Source organism: Nocardia sp. NPDC088792 (genome assembly GCF_044750615.1).
Taxonomy (GTDB): Bacteria; Actinomycetota; Actinomycetes; order Mycobacteriales; family Mycobacteriaceae; genus Nocardia.
In genome coordinates, this window is sequence record NZ_JBIVKC010000005.1 from 378,873 (window position 1) to 400,329 (window position 21,457).

15 protein-coding genes are annotated in these 21,457 nt (G+C 68.3%); 10 read left to right on the forward strand and 5 right to left on the reverse strand.

Going from position 1 to position 21,457, the window contains the following annotated elements:
- The first annotated feature begins 3 nt into the window (after window positions 1-3).
- Complete coding sequence (gene recR, locus ACIP5Y_RS33940) at window positions 4-612, forward strand: recombination mediator RecR (protein WP_397005672.1); 609 nt, start codon at window positions 4-6, stop codon at window positions 610-612.
- 8 nt (window positions 613-620) lie between these two features.
- On the opposite strand, the gene ACIP5Y_RS33945 is transcribed toward recR, so the two are convergent.
- From ACIP5Y_RS33945 to ACIP5Y_RS33955, 3 genes are read right to left on the reverse strand one after another with little or no spacing between them, the layout of a single operon-like run.
- Window positions 621-812 (reverse strand): hypothetical protein, encoded by a 192-nt coding sequence (locus tag ACIP5Y_RS33945; protein ID WP_400356440.1) that lies wholly within the window; start codon window positions 810-812, stop codon window positions 621-623.
- A gap of 24 nt (window positions 813-836) precedes the next feature.
- Window positions 837-1,481: a hypothetical protein gene (locus ACIP5Y_RS33950; RefSeq protein WP_400356442.1), complete on the reverse strand. Its 645-nt coding sequence runs from the start codon at window positions 1,479-1,481 to the stop codon at window positions 837-839.
- Complete coding sequence (locus ACIP5Y_RS33955; protein WP_397005668.1) at window positions 1,478-1,681, reverse strand: hypothetical protein; 204 nt, start codon at window positions 1,679-1,681, stop codon at window positions 1,478-1,480. The genes ACIP5Y_RS33950 and ACIP5Y_RS33955 overlap by 4 nt, the downstream gene beginning before the upstream one ends.
- Before the next feature lie 127 nt (window positions 1,682-1,808).
- Between ACIP5Y_RS33955 and ACIP5Y_RS33960 the strand changes: the two genes are divergently transcribed.
- The 6 genes from ACIP5Y_RS33960 to ACIP5Y_RS33985 all read left to right on the forward strand — a co-directional run bounded on the left by ACIP5Y_RS33960 (window position 1,809) and on the right by ACIP5Y_RS33985 (window position 14,796).
- On the forward strand, window positions 1,809-6,065 hold the full coding sequence (locus tag ACIP5Y_RS33960; protein WP_400356445.1) for a transglutaminase family protein: 4,257 nt from the start codon (window positions 1,809-1,811) through the stop codon (window positions 6,063-6,065).
- Window positions 6,066-6,080: 15 nt separating this feature from the next.
- The gene (locus ACIP5Y_RS33965) at window positions 6,081-8,864 is read left to right on the forward strand and encodes a circularly permuted type 2 ATP-grasp protein (RefSeq protein ID WP_400356447.1); all 2,784 of its coding nucleotides are present in this window, start codon (window positions 6,081-6,083) and stop codon (window positions 8,862-8,864) included.
- Entirely contained in the window at window positions 8,861-9,763 is a 903-nt protein-coding gene (locus tag ACIP5Y_RS33970; protein ID WP_400356449.1) for a transglutaminase N-terminal domain-containing protein, read from the forward strand. The genes ACIP5Y_RS33965 and ACIP5Y_RS33970 overlap by 4 nt, the downstream gene beginning before the upstream one ends.
- Window positions 9,764-9,770: 7 nt before the next feature.
- Window positions 9,771-10,751 carry a putative zinc-binding metallopeptidase gene (locus ACIP5Y_RS33975; RefSeq protein ID WP_400356450.1) on the forward strand — a complete coding sequence of 327 codons (981 nt, stop codon included), beginning with the start codon at window positions 9,771-9,773 and terminating at the stop codon, window positions 10,749-10,751.
- A 205-nt stretch (window positions 10,752-10,956) separates the two neighbouring features.
- A complete protein-coding gene (gene leuA / locus ACIP5Y_RS33980; RefSeq protein WP_400356452.1) occupies window positions 10,957-12,753 on the forward strand; it encodes a 2-isopropylmalate synthase in 1,797 nt (598 codons plus the stop codon).
- A gap of 192 nt (window positions 12,754-12,945) precedes the next feature.
- On the forward strand, window positions 12,946-14,796 hold the full coding sequence (locus tag ACIP5Y_RS33985; protein ID WP_400356454.1) for a MinD/ParA family protein: 1,851 nt from the start codon (window positions 12,946-12,948) through the stop codon (window positions 14,794-14,796).
- A gap of 135 nt (window positions 14,797-14,931) precedes the next feature.
- Here ACIP5Y_RS33985 and ACIP5Y_RS33990 read toward each other — a convergent pair whose 3' ends face one another.
- Entirely contained in the window at window positions 14,932-15,921 is a 990-nt protein-coding gene (locus ACIP5Y_RS33990; RefSeq protein ID WP_400356455.1) for an LLM class F420-dependent oxidoreductase, read from the reverse strand.
- A 125-nt stretch (window positions 15,922-16,046) separates the two neighbouring features.
- On the opposite strand from ACIP5Y_RS33990, the gene ACIP5Y_RS33995 reads away from it, so the two are divergent.
- A complete protein-coding gene (locus tag ACIP5Y_RS33995; protein ID WP_400356456.1) occupies window positions 16,047-16,481 on the forward strand; it encodes an SRPBCC domain-containing protein in 435 nt (144 codons plus the stop codon).
- Between the two features lie 7 nt (window positions 16,482-16,488).
- On the opposite strand, the gene ACIP5Y_RS34000 is transcribed toward ACIP5Y_RS33995, so the two are convergent.
- Complete coding sequence (locus tag ACIP5Y_RS34000; RefSeq protein ID WP_400356931.1) at window positions 16,489-17,391, reverse strand: LysR family transcriptional regulator; 903 nt, start codon at window positions 17,389-17,391, stop codon at window positions 16,489-16,491.
- Between the two features lie 1,030 nt (window positions 17,392-18,421).
- On the opposite strand from ACIP5Y_RS34000, the gene ACIP5Y_RS34005 reads away from it, so the two are divergent.
- Together ACIP5Y_RS34005 and ACIP5Y_RS34010 are read left to right on the forward strand one after the other, a co-directional pair.
- Entirely contained in the window at window positions 18,422-19,435 is a 1,014-nt protein-coding gene (locus ACIP5Y_RS34005; RefSeq protein ID WP_400356458.1) for an EamA family transporter, read from the forward strand.
- A 217-nt stretch (window positions 19,436-19,652) separates the two neighbouring features.
- Window positions 19,653-21,425, forward strand: a complete 1,773-nt coding sequence (locus ACIP5Y_RS34010) for an FAD-dependent oxidoreductase (RefSeq protein WP_400356460.1) — start codon at window positions 19,653-19,655, stop codon at window positions 21,423-21,425.
- Window positions 21,426-21,457 lie beyond the last annotated feature (32 nt).

Consider the following 21,457-nt stretch of genomic DNA (forward strand, 5'->3'; position numbering starts at 1 on the left):
CAGGTGTACGAGGGTCCGGTACAGGATCTCATCGACGAGCTGGGCAAACTGCCGGGCGTCGGCCCGAAGAGCGCACAGCGCATCGCCTTTCATCTGCTTTCGGTGGAGCCGCCGGAGATCGATCGGCTCCAGGCGGCCCTGCAGAAGGTGCGGGACGGGGTGCGGTTCTGCGCCGTCTGCGGCACGGTCTCGGACGGCGAATTGTGCCGGATCTGCTCGGATCCGCGTCGCGACCGCAGCATGATCTGTGTGGTCGAGGAGCCCAAGGATGTGCAGGCCATCGAGCGCACACGGGAATTCCGCGGCCGCTATCACGTGCTCGGCGGCGCGCTGGATCCATTGTCGGGCATCGGCCCGGATCAGCTGCGCATCCGGGAATTGCTGACCCGCATCGGAAATCAGGATGACGGCGTCGATGTCACCGAGGTCATCATCGCCACCGACCCCAATACCGAGGGTGAGGCGACGGCCACCTATCTGGTCCGCATGCTCCGGGATTTCCCCGGCCTCAGCGTGACTCGCCTGGCCAGCGGCCTGCCGATGGGCGGCGACCTCGAATTCGCCGACGAATTGACCCTCGGACGTGCGCTTTCCGGTCGCCGAGCGCTCTGACCCTCGTTTTAGGTCCAGGTCGGCGGTGCGGGTAGCGCCGCCGGCTGTGGGCAGGGAATGTGCTGGCTGTTCCGGGGTATTTCCGCGCCGGCGCCGCTGGCGTGCAATGCCACAGCAATGGCGAATGTGGCTGCCAGTCCCGCGACAACGGCCAAACCCTTGCGTAACACCGGGGTGCTCAACTTCGGGCGTAGCTTCATAAACCGAATACTACGTCCCGCATATCAAAAGCCGAGTTTTTCCCATTTCAGCGTGTCGAATCGTGACCGATCGTCGTTCGCCCAATCCCAAATGAGCTGCGACACAATTCGTGCGTCATCCGTGACCGCCGCGAAATGCTTTTCCGGTGACCCGTCCCGATATTCGAGGTCATAATGCCCGTCCTCGTGCCGGTAGGTCTGGATATAGAACTGATCTCCACGATCCGCGATCAAATACGGTCCGGGCGCCCCGAGTTCGGGAATCCACAGCTCCACGAGGCTCTTTGTTAGATAAGGGAATTCACCCGCCCCGCCGTGGGTGACGGCGAGCGGCACGGACCCGTCCGGATCGATCAGCCAGGACAGCTGCGGATCGTAGACCGCGTAGCCGCGCGGCGTCGCGAGCTCGAAGAGCAGTCCGCGCACATGCCCGATGGCGTCGTACGGACTCGACACGAACAACGCCTGCCCGAGCGCGGAATCGGCGACCGGGCCGACGGCGAGGAAGCTGTCCGCTTCCGGCAGTTCGGCATTGCGCTTGTCGAGTTCGGCCGCGATCTCGGCAATGGCCGCCGCCACCGGTTGCCCGTCCTGGGCGGTCAGGAAACCGTCCACCTCGGTGGCGGTGGAAACGGCGCCGGCGGGTAGCAATACGTGGTCGTAGCTCACCCGGCCAGGCTAGTGTCCGCCCCGAGGTCGAGGCACTCGCACCCCCCGGCTACATCCGAGCAATCGGCGATCCAGGTGTGCCGCAGCCGATCCGGCACGATGCAGGCGGGATCGGTGCATTCCGCCGCGCGGGCGGCGTGCACGATCAGCGTGCCGTGGCAGTGATCGAGGGCCGCTTCGCAGAGCGAGCAGGTGCTCATGCAACTCCTCCAATCGTCTTTACGGTCCTATCACCTGGGTGTGACAACTGTGGGAGGTCACCGCGTGTCGCCCGCGCTGTCGGGAAATACCGCACCGCGGTGCCCGTCTGCGTGGTGCACTGGAGTAATGGGAATCAAGGTTTCCCTCGAACATCGCACCTCCTACACCTTCGACCGCCCCGTGCGTATCCATCCGCACGTGGTCCGGCTGCGGCCCGCGCCGCATACCCGGACCACCATCGAGGCGTATTCCCTGCGGGTGTCCCCGGGCGACCATTGGGTGAACTGGCAGCAGGACGCGTTCGGTAATTTCCTGGCGCGCTTGGTCTTCAACGAGCCGGCGACGGAACTGTCCATCGTGGTCGGATTGATCGCGGATATGGACGCCATCAATCCGTTCGACTTCTTCGTGGAGGAGGCCGCGGAACACTTTCCGTTCACGTACTCCCCGCAGCTGGCCGCCGATCTGGAGCCGTACCTGCGACCGGTGGACGAGAACGAAACCGGTTCCGGGCCCGGCGCGTCGGTGCGCGACTGGGTGCGTGAGCATGCGCCCCAGGGCCGGCCGCGCACCATCGACTTCCTCATCGACCTGAATCAGGCGCTGCGGCAGGATGTCGGGTACACCGTCCGGATGGAGCCGGGTGTGCAGGCGCCCGATCACACATTGGGCGCCGCGCTGGGGTCCTGCCGGGATTCGGCGTGGCTGCTGGTTTCGATCCTGCGCGAGTTCGGGCTGGCCGCCCGCTTCGTCTCCGGCTATCTCATCCAATTGGCCCAGGACGTACCGTCTCTGGACGGCCCGTCCGGCCCGCCCGCCGACTTCACCGACCTGCACGCCTGGACCGAGGTGTATCTCCCCGGCGCGGGCTGGGTCGGCCTGGACCCCACCTCCGGCCTGTTCGCCGGCGAAGGGCATATCCCGCTCGCCGCGACCCCGCACCCGGTCTCCTCCGCGCCCATCACCGGCGCCACCGATCCGGTGAACGCGACCCTCGACTTCTCCAACACGGTCCGCCGCATCCACGAGGATCCCCGAGTAACCCTGCCCTACACCGATATTCAGTGGGAGCACATCACCGCCGCCGGCGCCGATATCGATGCGCGCACCCGGTCCGCCGGCATCGACCTGACGATCGGCGGCGAACCCACTTTCGTCTCGATCGACGATCAGACCGCCCCCGAATGGAACACCGAAGCCGACGGCCCCCAAAAGCGTGAACGCGCCGCCGACCTGGCCCAGCGCCTCCGCCGCATCTACGCCCCCACCGGCCTCGCCCAATACCGCCAGGGCAAGTGGTATCCGGGAGAACCACTGCCCCGCTGGGAAATAGCCCTCCTCTGGCGCGCCGACGACGAACCCCTCTGGCGCCACCCCGAATTCCTCGACGACCCCTGGCTCCCCCCGACCGACCACCCCCCAACCCCGCCCGCCCGGTTCGACGAGATCGGCAGCGGCCACCGGACGAACGTGCACAACGTAATCGACACGGGCGCCGCGATGGCCGGTGGCGATGCGGCGGACCCGGGCGGCGCGGTGGACACCGGTGGCGCGAAGGCCGTGAGTGATTCGAAGGGCTCTGGCGCCACGATGCACTCGGGCCGCGCGGTGGACTCGGCCGACGCGGTGAACCTCGGCGACGCGGTGGACTCGACGAACGTGATCGACTCGGCCGACGTGATCGACCCGGGCGACGTGATCGACCCGGGCGACGTGATCGACCCGAGCGATGCGATCGACGCAAGTGGTGCGATGGCCGTGGGCGACGCGATTGACTCCGCTGAGGTGGTAGACCCCGGCGAGGCTCTGGACGCGGGCGACGCGATCGATACCGGCAGCGCTATCGAAGTTGGCGATGAGTTCAGCATGGGTGATTCGGTCGGGGCCGAGGAGCACGGCGGGCCGCGCGAGAGGATGGATGCGGGGTCGATTGCGGCTGCTTCCGGTAAGCGTCGCGCGAAGGCTGCCGAGGAGCAGCGGCGGGCGCATCTTGCGGGTGAGCGGCGCCGGGCGGGTAAGACGGACCAGTCGGATCTCGCTGAGGCCCTGGCGGACCAGTATGGGAGCGGCGGTACGAAAGGCCGCAGCGACAGTGCGCTTCCCGGCGATGCCGGGCCTGGCGACGAGACGGGTGCGGAAGGCGAGCTGCGGCAGCGGATCAACGGGATCGACGAACGCGCGAGCGGTGTGTCCGGGACGCAGCGCATGGGTGTCGTGGGTGAGCGCCGGGGGCGTCCGGACGATGGGAGCGTGGCGGCGGTCGCTACTTTGCCGCGATCGGCGTCGGGGGTGATATCGGCGGAATCCGTTGTCACGCCGGCGGAGTCGGAGACGGCGCGGGCGGTGCTCAGCCATATTGCCCGGGGGCTGGGGCTGCCGGATGGTCAGGTTCGGGCCGCCTATGAGGATTCGTTGTTGCGGACGGCGGCGAAAGTGGCTGTGCCCTATGGGGAACCGGTCGATCCGCGAGAGGATCTGGTGCCGGGGGAGGATTCGGCGCAGGCGCGCAAGGAACTGCTCGCCAGGCTGGATGCCGCCGTCGGTGAGCCGGCCGCCTTTGTGCTGTCGTTGTATCGGCGTGCCGATGAGGCCGGGTGGGCCAGTGCGGACTGGCGGCTGCGGCGCGGGCGAATCGTATTGACGGAGGGTGATTCTCCGGCCGGATTGCGGTTGCCGTTGCGTTCGATCGCCTGGAATGCGCCGCCGCCGCGTCCCGAGGCCGACCCGTTCGCCCCGCGCCTGCCGCTGGCTCCCGAGGAGCCGCCCGCGATAGTGGAGTCGGCGGCGCGGGCGCCGATCACCGCGCTGGTCGCGGAGGTTCGCGCGGGCCGCCTGTTCGTATTCCTGCCTCCCGTCGAGGAATTCGGCGCCTTCTGCGATCTGGTGCGCCGGGTGGAGGAGGCGGTGGTGGCGGCCGGGCAGCCGGTCGTGCTGGAGGGTTATGCGCCGCCGGTCGATGGCAGGCTCCATTCGCTCTCGATCACTCCGGATCCGGGCGTGATCGAGGTGAACGTTCAGCCGACCTCGACCTTCGCCGAGCAGTCGCGCTTGCTGGAGACCCTGTACGAGCAGGCCAGGCTGGCCCGGTTGAGCACGGAATCCTTCGATGTGGACGGCACCGACCGCGGTACCGGCGGTGGCAATCACATCACGCTGGGTGGCCGCACGCCGGCGCGTTCGCCGCTGCTGCGCCGCCCGGACCTGCTGGTTTCCCTGCTCACGTATTGGCAGCGGCATCCGGCGCTCTCGTATCTGTTCTCGGGCCGCTTCATCGGCCCGACCTCGCAGGCGCCGCGCGTCGACGAGGGCCGCGAGGATGTCCTGTACGAGTTGGAGATCGCCTTCGCCGAGATCGCGCGATTGAGCCATCGCGACTCCGGTGAAGGCGGCGCTCCCGCAGCCGGACAGCCCGCCCCGCCGTGGGTGGTCGATCGCGCGCTGCGGCATCTGCTCACCGATCTCACCGGCAATACCCATCGTGCCGAGTTCTGTATCGACAAGCTGTACAGCCCGGATTCGGTGCGCGGCCGGCTCGGTCTGGCCGAGTTGCGTGGGTTCGAGATGCCGCCGCATTTCCGTATGGCCATGGTGCAGTCGCTGCTGGTGCGGGCGCTGGTGCTGCGGTTCTGGGAGCAGCCGTACACCGCGCCGCTGCTGCGGCACGGCGCGAATCTGCACGGCCGGTATCTGCTGCCGCATTTCCTGCAGGCCGATATCGCCGATGTGGCGGCCGATCTGCACTCGCACGGTATCGAATTCGATATCAGCTGGCTCGATCCGTTCTTCGAATTCCGTTTTCCGCGGTTCGGCACGGTGGTACTCGGGGATATGGAAGTGGAACTGCGCGGCGCGATAGAGCCGTGGAACACCTTGGGCGAACAGACCACGGTCGCCGGTACGGCCCGCTATGTGGATTCGTCGGTGGAGCGGTTGCAGGTGCGAGTGGTCGGCGCCGATCGGGGCCGCTATGCGCTGACCTGCAATGGTTTCCCGCTGCCGTTGATCCCGGCGGGCCGGGCGGATGTGCAGGTGGCGGGTGTCCGGTATCGGGCGTGGCAGCCGCCGGAGTCCCTGCATCCGACCATCACGGTGGACGCGCCGCTGGTGTTCGATGTGGTCGACCTGGAGACGGGCCTGTCCCGTGGTGGTTGCAGCTATCACGTCAGTCATCCGGGCGGCATGTTCTATGCGGGGCCGCCGGTGAATTCGATGGTGGCGCAATCCCGGCGCAACAGGCGTTTCGAAGCGACGGGTCATACGCCGGGGCCGGTCGACATCGCGGAGTTGCGTGCCAGAATGGCGGTACAGGCCACGGACATCGGTGCGCCCGGGATTCTCGATCTGCGCCGGGCGCGCACCGTCTGGGGCATGGGCGACCGCTAGGCAACCGGGAGCGCCATGACCGATCCAGCCGGACGTTGGACCACCCTCGCCGCGCGTCGTGAGGTCCTCGAGGAATTCGCGAAATACCGTGCGGCCGCCGCCGATACGGGCGGCTTCGATGCCTGCGGGCTGCCCACCGGCGGCTACTACGACGAACTCGCCGACCGCGACGGGCAATTGCGCAGCATGTGGGCCGACCTGTCCGCGGACTTCCTGGATCAGGGCCGGGAGGGGTTGCAGCGCATAGACAGCCGGGTGCGCCGTCTCATCGAGGACGACGGCATCACCTACACCGAACTCACCGACGCCACCCAGCCCGCCGCGCCCGCCCCGTGGCGGCTGGATCCGATCCCGCTGCTCGTCGCCGATGACGACTGGGCGGAACTGGAAACCGGTGTGGTGCAACGTTCCCGTTTGCTGGACAAGATCCTGGCCGATGTGTACGGGCCGCGCCGCACGCTTACCTCGGGACTGCTGCCCCCGCAGATCGTGTTCGGGCACACCGGATATGTGCGGGCCGCGCACGGGATCACCCTGCCGGGACGGCATCAGCTGTTCCTGCACGCCTGCGATGTGAGCCGGTACGGCGACGGTGGGTTCCGGGTGCTGGCGGACTGGGCGCAGGCGCCGTCCGGTGCGGGCTATGCGCTGGCGGATCGGCGCGTGGTGTCCGCGGCCATTCCGGAGGCCTTCGAGCTGGCCAGCCCCCGGCCGCTCAATCCGTTCGTGCGGGCCATGCGGCTGATGCTGGTGGAATCCGCGCCGCGCACCGCCGACGAGGAGCCCGTGGTGGTGGTGCTCAGCCCGGGCGCACATTCCGAAACCGCCTTCGATCAGGCGCATTTGGCGTCGGTACTGGGTTTCCCACTGGTGGAGAGCGCGGATCTGGTGGTGCGGGACGGGCGGCTGTGGATGCGATCGCTCGGCACCCTGGAACGGGTCGATGTGGTGCTGCGGCGCGTGGACGCCGAATTCTCGGATCCGCTGGATCTGCGCCCGGATTCGCGACTCGGCGTGGTCGGGCTGGTGGAAGTGCTGCGCCGCGGCGCGGTGTCCGTGGTCAACACCATCGGCAGCGGACTGCTGGAAAGCCCGGGCCTGGCGGCGTTCCTGCCGCGGCTGTCCCGCGCCCTGCTCGACGAAGACCTGAAATTGCCCGGCGTGCAGTCCTATTGGGGCGGTGACGACCTGGAACGCACCCACCTCACCGCCAACCTGCCGCGCCTCATCCTGCGCTCCACGGTGGACAACGAAACCGTTTTCGGCCCGCTGCTCACCCGCGCGCAGCGTGCGGAGTGGCGGGATCGCATCGCGGCCGAAGGCTGGAAATGGGTGGGCCAGGAGCCCGCCCGCTTCTCGGTCGCCCCCGCCGTCGCGGGCTCGGGCGGTCTGGACGCCGCCCCGGTGGCCCTGCGCCTCTTCTCCCTCGCCGGTCGTGTCGGCTACCGCATCATGGCGGGCGGCCTGGGCCAATCCCATCAGCGTGGCGGCCCCGACGGCATGATCGGCGAGGCCGCCGCCAAGGACGTCTGGGTTCGCGCCGCCCCCACCCCCGTCCCCGCGGTCGAGGTGGCCGAGGAACGCGTCCGCCGCGCCCCCGCCCGCCCGGCCCTGGACGTGATCAGTTCTCCCCGCGTCCTCGACGACCTCTTCTGGCTGGGCCGCTACGGCGAACGCGCCGAGGTCACCGTCCGCCTGCTCTCCGCCATCCACGACCGCTATCAGGACTATCGCTATCGCCCCTGGCTGGACGGCGCGGAAGCCATGCCCGTCCTCATCACCGCCCTGGCCCGCATGACCGGCTCCACACCCCCCGCCCCGAAACGCACCACTGCTCAGCCGGTTTCCCTGAACCGTCGCAAGCAGCGGCGTACCCGTATGAGTCAGCAACAGGGTCCGGGTGGTCAGGTGCAGAGCATGGGCGCGACGGGTGACCCGAAGCCGGTGCGCCGCGAGTATTCCGACGAGCCGACGGTGCCGATCGCGCTGCCCGGGGCATCGCGGCGGGATCACCAGTATCTGGTGTCGCTGACCATCGATCGGGAGTTGCCGGGGTCGCTGGCGTTCGCGGTGGAGCGGTACGCGAAAGCGGCTCGGGCCGTGCGGGATCAGTTGTCGCAGGACACGTGGATGGTGCTGGGGGCGATCGATCGGGCGTTGTCGGAGTATCGGGGCGGGCGCGGGGATCGGGGGGCGGCGCTGGCGGCGGTGCATTCGCGGACGCTCGCGGCCTTGCTGTCGCTGGCGGGGATCGATGCGGAATCGACCGTGCGGGACAGTGGCTGGCATGTGATGGATATCGGGCGGCGGATCGAGCGGGCGCTGGCGCTGACCTCGCTGCTGGCGGCGGCCTTCACCGACTCCTATCCGGAGGAGGTCGGCCGGGTGGTGACCGAGGCGGTGCTGCACGCCACGGTGTCCTCGGTGAGTTATCGCCGCCGGCACCGGGATTCGGTGAGCATTACCGCGGTGGCCGGGCTGCTACTGTTCGACGAGCACAATCCCCGCTCCCTCGCCTACCAGCTGGAGCGGCTCGAAGCCGATCTGAGCGTGCTGCCCGCCGCCTCGGGATCGTCTCGGCCGCAACGACTCTTGACCGATGCCCAGCGCATGCTGCGCCGCGTCGATCCCGCCGATCTGGAGACCACGGACGCCGAGGGCCGCCGCACCGAACTGGCCGAGCTGCTCGACGGCGTGAACCTGCGGCTGCGCAAGCTCTCCGAATCCTTCGAGGCCACCAGGCTGGCGGCGCCGGGCGAGATCCAGCCGCTGTGGGGTTCCACCCGGGTGGTGGGATGAGCCGTTATCGGGTGCTGCACCGCACCATCTACGTGTATTCGGATACGGTCACCAGTTCGTACGGCCGGGCGTTCCTGACGCCGCGGGACTTCCCGGGTCAGCGCCTGCTGTCCCATGAGGTGCGGGTCGATCCGGTGCCGTCGGATCGTTCGGTCGGCGCCGATGTCTACGGCAATACCACCCTGTATTTCCATGTGACGTCGGAACATCGGCGGCTGGAGGTGACCGGTGAATCGGTGGTCGAGGTGGCGGGTCCGGCCACGCCGGTCGCCGCGACGCCGTGGGAGCAGGCCCGCCCGCATTCCGGAAACGGCCCCCTGGCAGTGGAATTCATGCTCGACCTGAATCCGCCGGAGATCATTCCCGAGGTCGCGGCCTATGCCGCCGAATCCTTTCCGCCGGGTCGTCCGCTGGCGGCCGCGGTCACCGAGCTGACCAACCGGATCTACACCGACTTCACCTACAAGTCGGGATCGACGACCGTGAGCACCAGCGTCGCTGATGTTTTCGCCGCCCGGAAGGGCGTATGCCAGGATTTCGCCCGTCTCGCCATCGCGTGCCTGCGTTCCCGGGGTCTGGCCGCGCGCTATGTCTCGGGTTATCTCGCGACGGATCCGCCGCCCGGTAAGCCGCGCATCGTCGGCGCGGACGCCACGCACGCGTGGGCGGCGGTCTGGCTACCCACGGGCGGCCCGGGTCGCTGGCTCGGTTTCGATCCGACCAATGATCAGTTCGCCAATGAGCGTTACGTGACGCTGGCGTGGGGCCGGGACTACGCGGATGTGCCGCCGTTGCGCGGCATCATCTACACCGACGCGAAGGAGAGCACGATCACGGTGTCGGTCGATGTGGCCCCGGTCGATTCTGCCCCGATTGATGTGGCCGCGGCGGAGGTATAGCCCTCCCATGCGCGACTTCCACTGCTCCGAATGCGGCCAGCAGCTGGCCTTCGAGAACTCCCTGTGCCTGCATTGCCGTAGCCCGCTCGGTTTCAGCCTGCCCGAGCGCGCGCTGGTGATCTCCGACGGCAAGTATCGTCCCTGCGCCAACCTGCAAGTGGCGCAATGCAACTGGTTGGTATCCGAAGCCGACCCCGCCGACCTGTGCGAATCCTGCCGCCTCACCCGCACCCGTCCCGCCGACCAGGACGACAAGTGGCTGAGCGCCTTCGCCGATGCCGAAGCGGCCAAACGGCGCCTGATCCTGGAACTGTCCGAACTCGGCCTGCCCCTGATCGACCGGGCCGCCGACCCGGACCACGGCCTCGCCTTCGACCTGCTCGCCAGCGCCCGCGAACAGGTTTTCACCGGCCACGACAACGGCGTCATCACCCTCGACCTGGCCGAGGACGACGATGTGCACCGCGAACAGCTGCGTGTCGAGATGGCCGAGCCGTACCGCACCCTGCTGGGCCACTTCCGGCACGAGATCGGCCACTACTACTACCCGATCCTGGTCACTCCCGCCGACCGTGACCGTTGCCGTGAACTCTTCGGCGATCCGGATCTCGACTATCAGGCGGCCCTGGACCGCCACTACTCGTCGGGCCCGCTGCCCGGCTGGGAGTCCACGCACGTCTCCTCGTACGCGACCATGCATCCCGCCGAGGATTGGGCCGAGACCTTCGCCCACTACCTGCATATTCGCGACACCCTGGATACCGCGGCCGCTTTCGGTTTCGCGCCCGCCGGGGCCACGCTGGACAGCCCGCAGCCGGGTCATGCCGGTTTCGACCGCATCATCGATCTGTGGCTGCCGCTGGCGTGGGCGCTCAACATGATGAATCGCGCCATGGGCCATCCGGATCTGTATCCCTTCGTGCTGGCGGGCCCGGTTCTCGACAAAATGCGCGTCATTCACGAACTCTGCGCGGCGGCCGTGCGGTAGCTGCCACACTCGGTGTGTGGCCCCCGCCTCCCCGAATCACGGTCATCTATTTCGGACCTGTAAACTCGTCGGCATCATGCAGCGGGCACTTCTTCTCCTCGGCCGCCGCGACGGGTTCTGATACGGACCGGCTCCCGTCGCGGGTGTTCGTCGTGCCGGTCTACCCAAACCCTGGGATCAAGCCACACCTTCGGAGATAATCGCCATGTCCCCTGCTGACGCATTCGTATCCGGTACGCGCACCATCACCGTGCCGGCCAAGCCTGCTCCCGCCGATCAGCCGGCCTGGAACAAGCAGAAGAACTCTTCCATGCCGACCTTCCGTTATCGGCCGTTCGCCGATGAGGTCGAGCCCATCACGGTTCCGGACCGCACCTGGCCGGACAAGATCATCGACCGCGCCCCGTCCTGGTGTGCCGTGGACCTGCGTGACGGCAATCAGGCCCTGATCGATCCGATGAGCCCGGCCCGCAAGCGCCGCATGTTCGATCTGCTGGTTCGCATGGGCTACAAGGAGATCGAGGTCGGCTTCCCGTCCGCCTCGCAGACCGATTTCGATTTCGTCCGCGAGATCATCGAGGACGGCGCGGTCCCGGACGATGTCACCATCCAGGTGCTGACGCAGTGCCGGCCCGAGCTGATCGAGCGCACCTTCGAGGCCTGCAACGGCGCACCGCACGTGATCGTGCACTTCTACAACTCGACCTCGATCCTGCAGCGGCGCGTGGTGTTCCGCGCGGACCGCGCGGCCGTCAAGAAGATCGCCACCGACGCCGCCACCCTGTGCCTGGAGGTGGAGAAGCGGTACCCGGACACCGACTGGCGCTACGAGTACAGCCCGGAGTCCTACACCGGCACCGAACTGGACTACGCCCGCGAGGTATGCGACGCGGTCTCGGAGATCATCCAGCCGACCCCGGCCAAGCCGCTGATCATCAACCTGCCCGCCACCGTCGAGATGGCCACGCCCAACGTGTACGCCGACTCCATCGAGTGGATGCACCGCAACCTGGCCCGCCGCGATTCCATCGTGCTGTCGCTGCACCCGCACAATGACCGCGGAACCGCCGTCGCCGCAGCCGAATTGGGCTACCAGGCCGGCGCCGACCGCATCGAGGGCTGTCTGTTCGGCAATGGTGAGCGCACCGGCAATGTCTGCCTGGTGACGCTGGGCATGAACCTGTTCTCCCGTGGCGTGGACCCGCAGATCGACTTCAGCAATATCGACGAGATCCGCCGCACGGTCGAATACTGCAACCAGCTGCCGGTCGCCGAACGCCACCCCTACGGCGGCGACCTGGTCTACACGGCGTTCTCCGGTTCGCACCAGGACGCCATCAACAAGGGCCTGGACGCCATGAAGGCCGTCGCCGACGCCGCGGGCGAGGACGTCGCCGACATCACCTGGGAGGTCCCGTACCTGCCCATCGACCCGAAGGATGTGGGCCGCACCTACGAGGCCGTCATCCGGGTGAACTCGCAGTCCGGCAAGGGCGGCGTCGCCTACATCATGAAGACCGATCACGGCCTGGTGCTGCCGCGCCGCCTGCAGATCGAGTTCTCACAGGCCATCCAGCGCATCACCGACGGTGAGGGTGGCGAGGTCACCCCGAAGGAGATGTGGGATGTCTTCGCCGAGGAATACCTGACCCCGATCCTGCCGCTGGAGCGTATCCGCCAGAAGGTCACCGCCTCCGAGATCGACGGCGGCGTCGACCACATCGAGGCGGTCGTCAAGGTCGAGGGTGTCGAGCAGGAGATCTCCGGTGAGGGCAACGGCCCGCTCGCCGCGTTCATCGACGCCCTGGCCGGCATCGGCTACGACGTCCGCATCCTGGACTACAGCGAGCACGCCATGTCCGCCGGCGACGACGCGCAGGCCGCGTCCTACGTCGAGGTGGCGTTCGGCGACAAGGTCACCTGGGGTGTCGGCATCGCGACCTCTATCACCACCGCTTCGCTGCGGGCCGTGGTGTCGGCCGTAAACCGCGCCGCGCGCTGAAACGAGACCTACGGCGAGCCCGCTCCGAAAGCCTCGGGGCGGGCTCGTTTTTCGATGAACCGCTGGTTGCCGTGGGGTTGCGCGGGTACGCGAAGGTCCACCAGACCAGGGTATGAGTCGCTCGGTAATGCTAGCGTTGGGCTGCATTAGCGCCGAGCTCTCTGTTCGAGCTGTCGAGCAGATGGGGGACACGTGACCACGAAAGATCAGAATTCGACCGCGCAGCCCGGTACGGGCACGCCGGGTGACGCCGACGACGCCGTCAAGGCGGCGGAGGCCGACGCCACGGCTGCCGCGGACGGCCACACCGCACCGAAGGACGGAGCCGACTCCGAGGAGCAGGCGGCCGGGTTCTTCCCGCCGGTGCCGGATTCGATCGATCAGACGACCGTCTTCAATCCGGACGGTACGCCGCCCTTCGCCGGGCAACCCGGGCAACCGGGCTTTCCGCCCTACGGCGGACCGGGCGAGGGACCGAATCCGTTCGCGCCGGGTGGCCCCGGACCGCATCCGTTCGCGCCCGGTGACGGGCCGAATCCCTTTGCGCCGCAGGGGCCGTACGGTTCGCCGCAGCCGGGCGGGCCGCAGGACGGGCCGTTCGCCGCGCCGGGCCCCAACGGGCCGTTCCCGGGCGGACCGCCCGGGTTCCCGCCCACCGGCAACTTCCAGATGCCGGACGGCGGTCAGTTCGCGCCGCCGCCGAATCCCGGTGCGCCCGGGGCGTTTCAGGCGCCCGGCCCGTACGGGGAAGTGCGGGACGAGACCCCGTACGGCGAGATCCGGCAGGAGATCGGCAGCGACGGCATGGTCCGGCGCGTGTTCCCGGAACAGCAGGGCGAGCAGCCGGGTCCCGAGCAGGGGCACTTCGGCGGGCCCGGGCAGCCGGGGCAGTTCGCGCCGTCCAATGATCAGCCGGGCGGGCCCATCTACAGCTGGTCGCCGCCGCCCGCGGCGCCGCCGCAGCAGCACGGACCGCAGCAGGGGCCGCCCCCGGGCTGGAACGGGCAGCCGCCGCAAGGCTTTCCGCAGCAGCCGGGCTTTCCGCAGCAGCCCGGGTATCAGCCGGGCGGGTTCGGGCAGCAGCAACCGCCGCCGCCGGGGCATTCGGTCAATGACCTGAACCTGTTGAAGCGGGCGCGCCGCGCGCCGCGCAGCGGGTGGCGGCGGGCCGTGCACAAGGTGTCCGGTGGCGCCATCAATCCGGGCGAGTCGTCGGCGGATATCGTCTTCTCGCAGCTGGTGGATCGGGTCAATCAGCCGGTGCGCGGCGACTATCGGATCGCGATCCTGTCGCTGAAGGGCGGCGTCGGCAAGACCACCACCACGGTCGGTCTCGGCTCCACCTTCGCTTCGCTGCGCGGTGACCGGGTGATCGCCATCGACGCCAACCCCGACCTCGGCACGCTGGCGCATCGCGTGCCCCGGCAGACCCGCTCCACGGTGCGGAATCTGCTGGAGGACAACCACATCAGCCGCTACTCGGATGTGCGTGCGCACACCTCGCAGGCGCCGAGCCGGCTGGAAGTGCTTGCCTCCGAGCAGGATCCGGCGGTGTCGGAGGCCTTCTCGGAGGCCGATTACCGCAAGGCGATCGGCATCCTGCAGCAGTTCTACAACATCATCCTCACCGACTGCGGTACCGGTCTGATGCATTCGGCCATGGCCGGTGTGCTGGACATGGCGAGCTCGCTGGTGCTGGTCACCTCCCCGGCCATCGACGGCGCGCGCAGTGCGTCGGCGACGCTGGACTGGCTGGATCACCACGGCTACCACAAGCTGGTGGAACGAACCGTGGTGGTGGTCAACGCCTCCCGCAAGGGCTCCTCCACGGTGGACCTGGACCAGCTCCGCAAACTGTTCCTCGACCGCACCCGCGCCGTCCAGGTCGTCCCCTTCGACGACCACCTCGCGGAGGGCGCCGAGATCGACCTGGAACTGGTCTCCAAGCCCACCCGCCGCGCCCTCCTGGAACTGGCCGCCATGGTCGCCGACGATTTCGGTTACCACGCCCAGCAGCATCCGGGTTTCCCGCCGCAGCGCTGACCCGCAACCGAAACGCAGCCCCGCAGTAGAAACTGCGGGGCTGCGTTTTTCGCGGGGGGTGGCCGATGGCGCCGCTCGGCCGTACGGCTGCGGGGAATATTCACACTTCGCTTCCGGCGCACGCGCTTTCGCGGGTCAGGCGTGGACGAGTGGGGCCAGGGCGCGGCCGGCCAGTTCCACGGCGCCGGACTCGTGGCCGTTGGTGACCAGGTTGACGATGATGCCGTCGATGCCCTGGTCGAGGACGCGGGTCTGGATCTGCTCGGCCACCTGGTCGGGGGTGCCGGCGAACTGGCGGTCGGCGATGCTCTGGCGGAGGGCTGCCGTCGGCAGGGCGGACAGGTCGGTGATGCCTTGGCGGGCAAGGATTTCGGCCTGGGCTTTGCGGGCGCGGTCACCGTCCTCGTCGACGATGACGAAGGCCAGGAAGCTGGTTTCCAGGGTCTTCGGGTCACGGCCGGCCTCGTCGCAGCGGGCGTGCAGGGCATCCAGCTTGCGCGGGAGTTCCGAGGCATTGCAGATGATGTTGAGGTGATCGGCGTAGCGGGCGGCCATGCCGAAGGTCTTCTTCTCGCCGCCGCCACCGAGCAGGATCGGCAGGTCGTCGCGCACGCGTGGCTCGTTCATGGCGTCCCGGGTGTGGTACCACTTGCCGTCGAAGGTGGAGCGCTGTCCGCGCAGCATGGGCGTGATGATCTGCAACGCCTCCTCCAGCCGCTCGAAACGCTCGGTGAAGGTGCCGAATTCGAAGCCGTAGGCCTGATGTTCGAGCTCGAACCAGCCCGCGCCGATACCCAGCACGGCCCGCCCGCGGCTCACCATGTCCAGCGTGGTGACGGTCTTGGCGGTGAGCGCCGGATTTCGGTAGGTGTTCCCGGTAACCAAGGCGGACAATTGGATTCGCTCGGTGGAGGCGGCCAGGCCGGACAGCGCGGTGTACGCCTCCAGCATGGGTTCGTTCGGCTCGCCGATCACCGGCAACTGGTAGAAGTGGTCCATGACGAACGCGGCGTCGAACCCCGCCGCCTCCGCCTCGCGTGCCTGCGCAATGACCGCCGGGAACAGGTCCTTGGGCGCGACACCGTAGCTGAAGTTGGGCATTTGGTATCCGAGGCGAATGCTCATGCGGTAACGCTATGACTTGGAGTGCACTCCAAGTCAACCTCCGAAACTTGCCGCGAGTCGTGGACCGTGAGTCGTAGACTCGGCACATTCAGCGTCTGGTCTCAGCCAGTGAACCGAGGAATGCCATGACAGCAACCGCCCCGGATGCGATCGCGTCGATCGTCGTCGAGCAGGATGCGAAACGAGTCTGGACGGCCCTGACCGATCCGGCCGAGATCTGCCACTACTTCTTCGGCACCCAGGTGATCACCGACTGGACGGTCGGCGGAACCATCGTGTTCCAGGGGGAATGGCAGGGCAAGACCTACCGTGACCATGGCCGCATCCTCGCCTTCGACCCACCCCACCTGGTCACCATGACCCACTACAGTCCGCTCACCGGCCTCCCCGACCTGCCGGAGAACTACCACACCGTCAGCTACCTGCTCGAGCCCGCGCCCGAGGGCACCACGGTCACCATCCGCCAGGGCGGTAACCGCAGCGCCGGCGAGGTCACCGAATCCGAGCGCACCTGGAACCTGGTCCTGACCAACCTGAAGAACTATCTGGCACAGGACTGATCGCAGGTCAGGAAGGTTCAGCGGTGGCGCGCTCCGCGGCAGACCGGAACGCCGCGAGAACCGCGGCGACGGCCGGCCGCTGCTCGGCGTGCGGCCGAGTGGCCAAGTCGTAGACGCGCGCCGCGCGAACGCCGGCCAAGCGCAGCATCACCAGGTCCGGGTGGCGGACGGCATGCCGGGGCATGAGCGCAACGCCGTAACCGGAAGCCACCAGCGCTTCGATCACGCTGAACTCGATGAGCCGCTGCGCGATTCGCGGCTGCACGCCGGTGATCGTGGCAATCGAACGCAGCACATCGTCCACGGGAAACCCACTGCGCACGCTGATCCAGGTCTCATCGGCAAGCTCGCCCGGCACCACCGCGCCCTTGCCTGCCAGCCGATGCCCGGCCGCCACCGCCACATCGATCGGCTCTCGCATCAGCAACCGCGACGCAACCCGCGGCCCGGTGATCGACGGCGACCGCTCGTCCCGATGCGTCAGCACCACATCGTAATCAGCCAGCAACCGCGGCACCTCGGAAGACGGCACATCCTCATCCCGCGCAACGACTTCCACCCCACTTCCCGCCAATTCGGCCAGCACCCGCGGCAGCAGCAACGCCGCCCCGGAAGGAAACAACGCGACCCGCACCTGCCCCCGAGGCGACCCCCGATAGGACGCCATCTCGGTAGCGGCCCGCTCCATGGCCGCCAGCACCTCGTCCGCCCGCACCACCAACGCCCGCCCCGCATCGGTAAGCCGCACCCGCCGTCCATCCGGCTCCAGCAACGCCACCCCGGCTTCCCGCGCCAACACCTTCAACTGCTGCGAAACCGCCGAAGGCGTCATCGAAAGCGCCTCCGCCACCGCCGCCACCGTCCCCCGATCCGCCAATTCCCTTAAAACCCGCAACCTTTCGACCGACATGAGCGGCCCACCCACCCGGCCGACCGCCCCCGCCTCGCCGCTCGCCGATCCCCCTGTCACATCATCGATTTCGTCGAGCGGTACAGCGCGGTCACCAACCGGACCCCCTGGATCGTGCAGTGAATCCGCGGTTCCGCCGGGCGAGCCGTCTTCATCGTCGGACGGGCCGACAGCCTTACCGACCGGGCGCGCGGTGCCGCCGGAGCCCGGTCCGCTGGCGTCGCGTGATGCTGTGTCGTTGCCCACCACGGCCGCGATGTCGTTCAGCTGCCCGTCGGTGACGTCCTGCGGCGCTCCGGCGGCGCGAGCGGCTGTCGCGACATCGCCAGGGGGCGCTGCCATCTCGCCGCGAGGCGTTGCGCCCTGCTCGTGCGGAGTCGCGATTTCGTCCCGGGGCGTAGCGGTTTCGGCGCCGGCGGCGAGGTTTCCATGGCGGTCGATGACGGGGAGCTCCGCTGCCATACCGTCGATCCCTGCCGTGGCGTCGAGGTCGACGATCGGCATTTCCATTGCGGCAGGGCTGTTTCCGGGTGCCGCGGCGCTCGCCGGGGCGCCGGGTGATTCCGGTACGGCTGTGGCAATAGCCGGGCGCGGGGATCTGGATCGCACTCGCCGGGGTTGCGGGGCACGCAGCCCGGCGGTCGGCAGGCTGGGATTCGGGTCCGCGCCACGTGTGGGGTCCGGCCGGTGGGGAGTTCTGTCCGGGTCGTCGGCGCGACGCTCCGGTGTGCTCTCGGGCGCTTCGGCGCGGTTTGCTGAATCTTCACCGGAGTCGGAGCCATGGGCCTGGGGTGGGGCAGTGGGGCGGACGCGGCGGGGTGGGGGTGGGGTGCGGGGTGCCGGGCCGGGTGGGGTGGCCGGGAGGCTTTCGGTGGGGGGCATGCCGGGGAGGCCGGGGAGGGGGCGGGTGCTGGGGGGTGGCGGGGTGGAGCCGGGTCTGGCGGGGTCGGGCATAGGTAAGTTGTACTACATCGTTTGTGCAGAACAATTCGATTGTTCTTACTTATCAACGGTCCCCACTATGTGGGGCATGACCAATCGCGATCGACTGCTCGGCCTCGCCGTGGTGGTGCTGTGGGGGTTGAACTTCCTGGCAATTCATGTGGGGCTGGAGCATTTCCCGCCGTTCTTCTTCGCGGGGCTGCGGTTCGCGGTGATCGCGGTTCCGGTGCTGATCTTCGTGCCGCGGCCGCAGGTGCCGTGGCGGTGGCTGTTGCTGTACGGGGTCGGGTTCGGGATTCTGCAGTTCGCGTTTCTGTTCACCGCCATGCGGGCGGGCATGCCGACCGGGCTGTCCTCGCTGGTGCTGCAGGCGTCCGCGCCGTTCACGGTGCTGCTGGGCGCGCTGTTCCTGCGCGAACGATTGCGTGGCATCCAGCTCGCGGGCATCGCGGTGGCGATGGCCGGGATGGCGGTGATCGGGTGGGATCGCGCGCATCACGCCGCCCTGCTGCCGCTGGTGCTGACCCTGCTGGGCGGGCTGGGCTGGGCGTTCGGCAATATCGGATCCCGGCTCGCCGCGGCGGAATCCGGTGCGGGGGTGAATCCGCTGCACCTGACCCTGTGGATGGCGGTGGTCCCGCCGCTGCCGATGTTCGCGCTGTCGGCCCTCACCGAGGGCGTGACCACGGGCTGGCGCGATCTGGCGAATTCGTTCTCCGCGCACGGCTGGCCGGCGTACGCGGCGCTGGCCTACATCGTGCTGCTGGGCACGATCGCGGGCTCGGGTCTGTGGACGTATCTGATGAGCCGCTACGCGGCTGGCACGGTGGCGCCGCTGTCACTGATGGTGCCGGTGGTCGGTATCGCCGCCTCCTGGGTGTTCCTGCACGAGACCCCGTCGGTGCTGTCGCTGGTGGGTGCGGTGATCGTCATCGCGGGCGCCTTCACGGCCACCGCGGCGGGGCGTCGATCCGGCGGGACAACGGCTCCGGCGAGTCGCGGTGACGCCACGCCGGAGATGGGGGAAATCCGCGAGCAGGGTGAATCGGCGGCGAACGTGGCCCGCACGTTCGGCGCCAGGCCGCAGCCGGTCGAGGCCTGACGAGCGCCAGTGGCCTGAAGCTACACTGCCGCAACCTTTTTCGTGAGCGCCCGCTGACCCGGCGGGCGCGTCACGGCGTCCATGGGCGCCCCCGGCGCAATCCCTGTGACAGCATTCACGCCTCGTTCCGGGCCCTCGGCACGAAGTTTTCCACCCCAACCGACCATCTGTCTGCGACAGCTCCTTAGTATTCGGTCCAGGCGTGGGAGGTAACGGGATGGCAGGACAGCGGATGTCCGTCACGCGGCGGACGGTGCTGCGTGGTGCGGTAGCGGCCGGAGCGCTGGCAGGGGCGGTGGCGGCGGGGGCCGCGAAACCGTCCCGGGCGAGCGCCGATCCGGGCCGTAGGGTCGCGGTGCTCGGTGGTGGCGTGGCGGGCATGACCGCCGCGCACGAACTGGCCGAGCGCGGGTACGACGTGACCATTTACGAACGGCGGGCGCTGGGCGGCAAGGCGCGCAGCATCGCGGTGCCGGGCACCGGCACCGGCGGCCGCCCCGACCTATGGGGAGAGCACGGCTTCCGCTTCTTCCCCGGCTTCTATCACCATATTCCGGACACCATGCGGCGAATCCCGTTCGCGGGCAATGCGAACGGGGTCTGGGACAACCTGGTGGCCGCCCCCGAGGCGCGCTTCTCCCGCACCAGCGGCGACGATCTCATCATTCCGATGGGCAAGGCCGGCCGGATCTGGGCGACCCCCGACGACTTCCGGGAAACCGTGAGCTCGGCCATCTCGACCTCCACGAAGATGGGTGAGGTCGACGCCCTGTACTTCGCCAACCGGCTGCTGGTGTTCAACACCAGTTGCGACGCCCGCCGCGACGATCAGTGGGACAAGACGTCCTGGAGCGACTATGTCGGTTCGGGCCACCGCTCCAATGAATTCCGCATGCTGCTCTCGCGCACGCTGACCACGCTGCTGGTGGCGGCCAAGGACAATCTGGCCAGCACCAAGACCATCGGCAATATGGGAGAGCAATTCCTCGGCAATCCGATGGAGGCCGGCAATGACGGCCCCCTCGACCGCCTGCTGAACGGCGCCACCACCGACGCGTGGCTGCAACCGTGGGCCGACCTGCTGCACGGTATGGGCGTGCAGGTGGTCAATGCCGAGGTGCGGGGCCTGGAACTGGCCGGCAAACGCATTACCGGCGCCCAGATCGTCGACGGCTCGGGCGCGTCCCGGACGGTCGACGCCGACTACTTCGTGTGCGCGGTCCCGGTGGAGGTGGCCCGCACCCTGTGGACGCCCGAAATCCTGTCGCTACGACCGGAATTGGCGGGCACGAGCCAGCTCACCGTCGACTGGATGACCGGCATCCAGTTCTATCTGAAGAACCAGACCGATATCGCGCGCGGCCACACCGCCTACGTGGATTCGCCGTGGTCGCTGACTTCCATTGCGCAGAACCAGTTCTGGAACCGCACCCCGTTCTCCGGCATGGGTGACGGCACGGTCCAGGACTGCCTGTCGGTGGACATCTCCGACTGGAACACCCCGGGCATGCTGTACGGCAAACCCGCCAAGGAATGCACGCACGACGAGATCTCCCGTGAGGTGTGGGCGCAGCTGAAGGCGCATCTGGACACCCGCAAGGACCTGCTGCGCGACGACGACCTGCACTCCTGGTTCCTGGACACCGGCGTCACCTGGGACGCCCAGCAGGGCCGCAACGCCAATATCGATCCGCTGCTGATCAATACCGCCGGCTCCTGGGCATTACGTCCCGACACCCACGGTCAGGACCTCGAAAACTTGTTCCTGGCAGCCGATTACGTGCGCACCAATGTGGACCTGGCCACTATGGAGGGCGCCTCCGAGGCGGCGCGTACGGCGGTCAACAAGTTGCTGGATGTGGACGGTTCGAATGCGCCGCGCTGCAAGCTGTTCACGCTGTACCGCGCGGAGGTGCTGGAACCGTTCCGGCAGCTGGACATCGCCCGGTACGCGTCGGGTCAGTCCAATATGTTCGACGCTCCCGCATAAGGCATCGGTGCGATAAAAACCCTGGTGCGCAT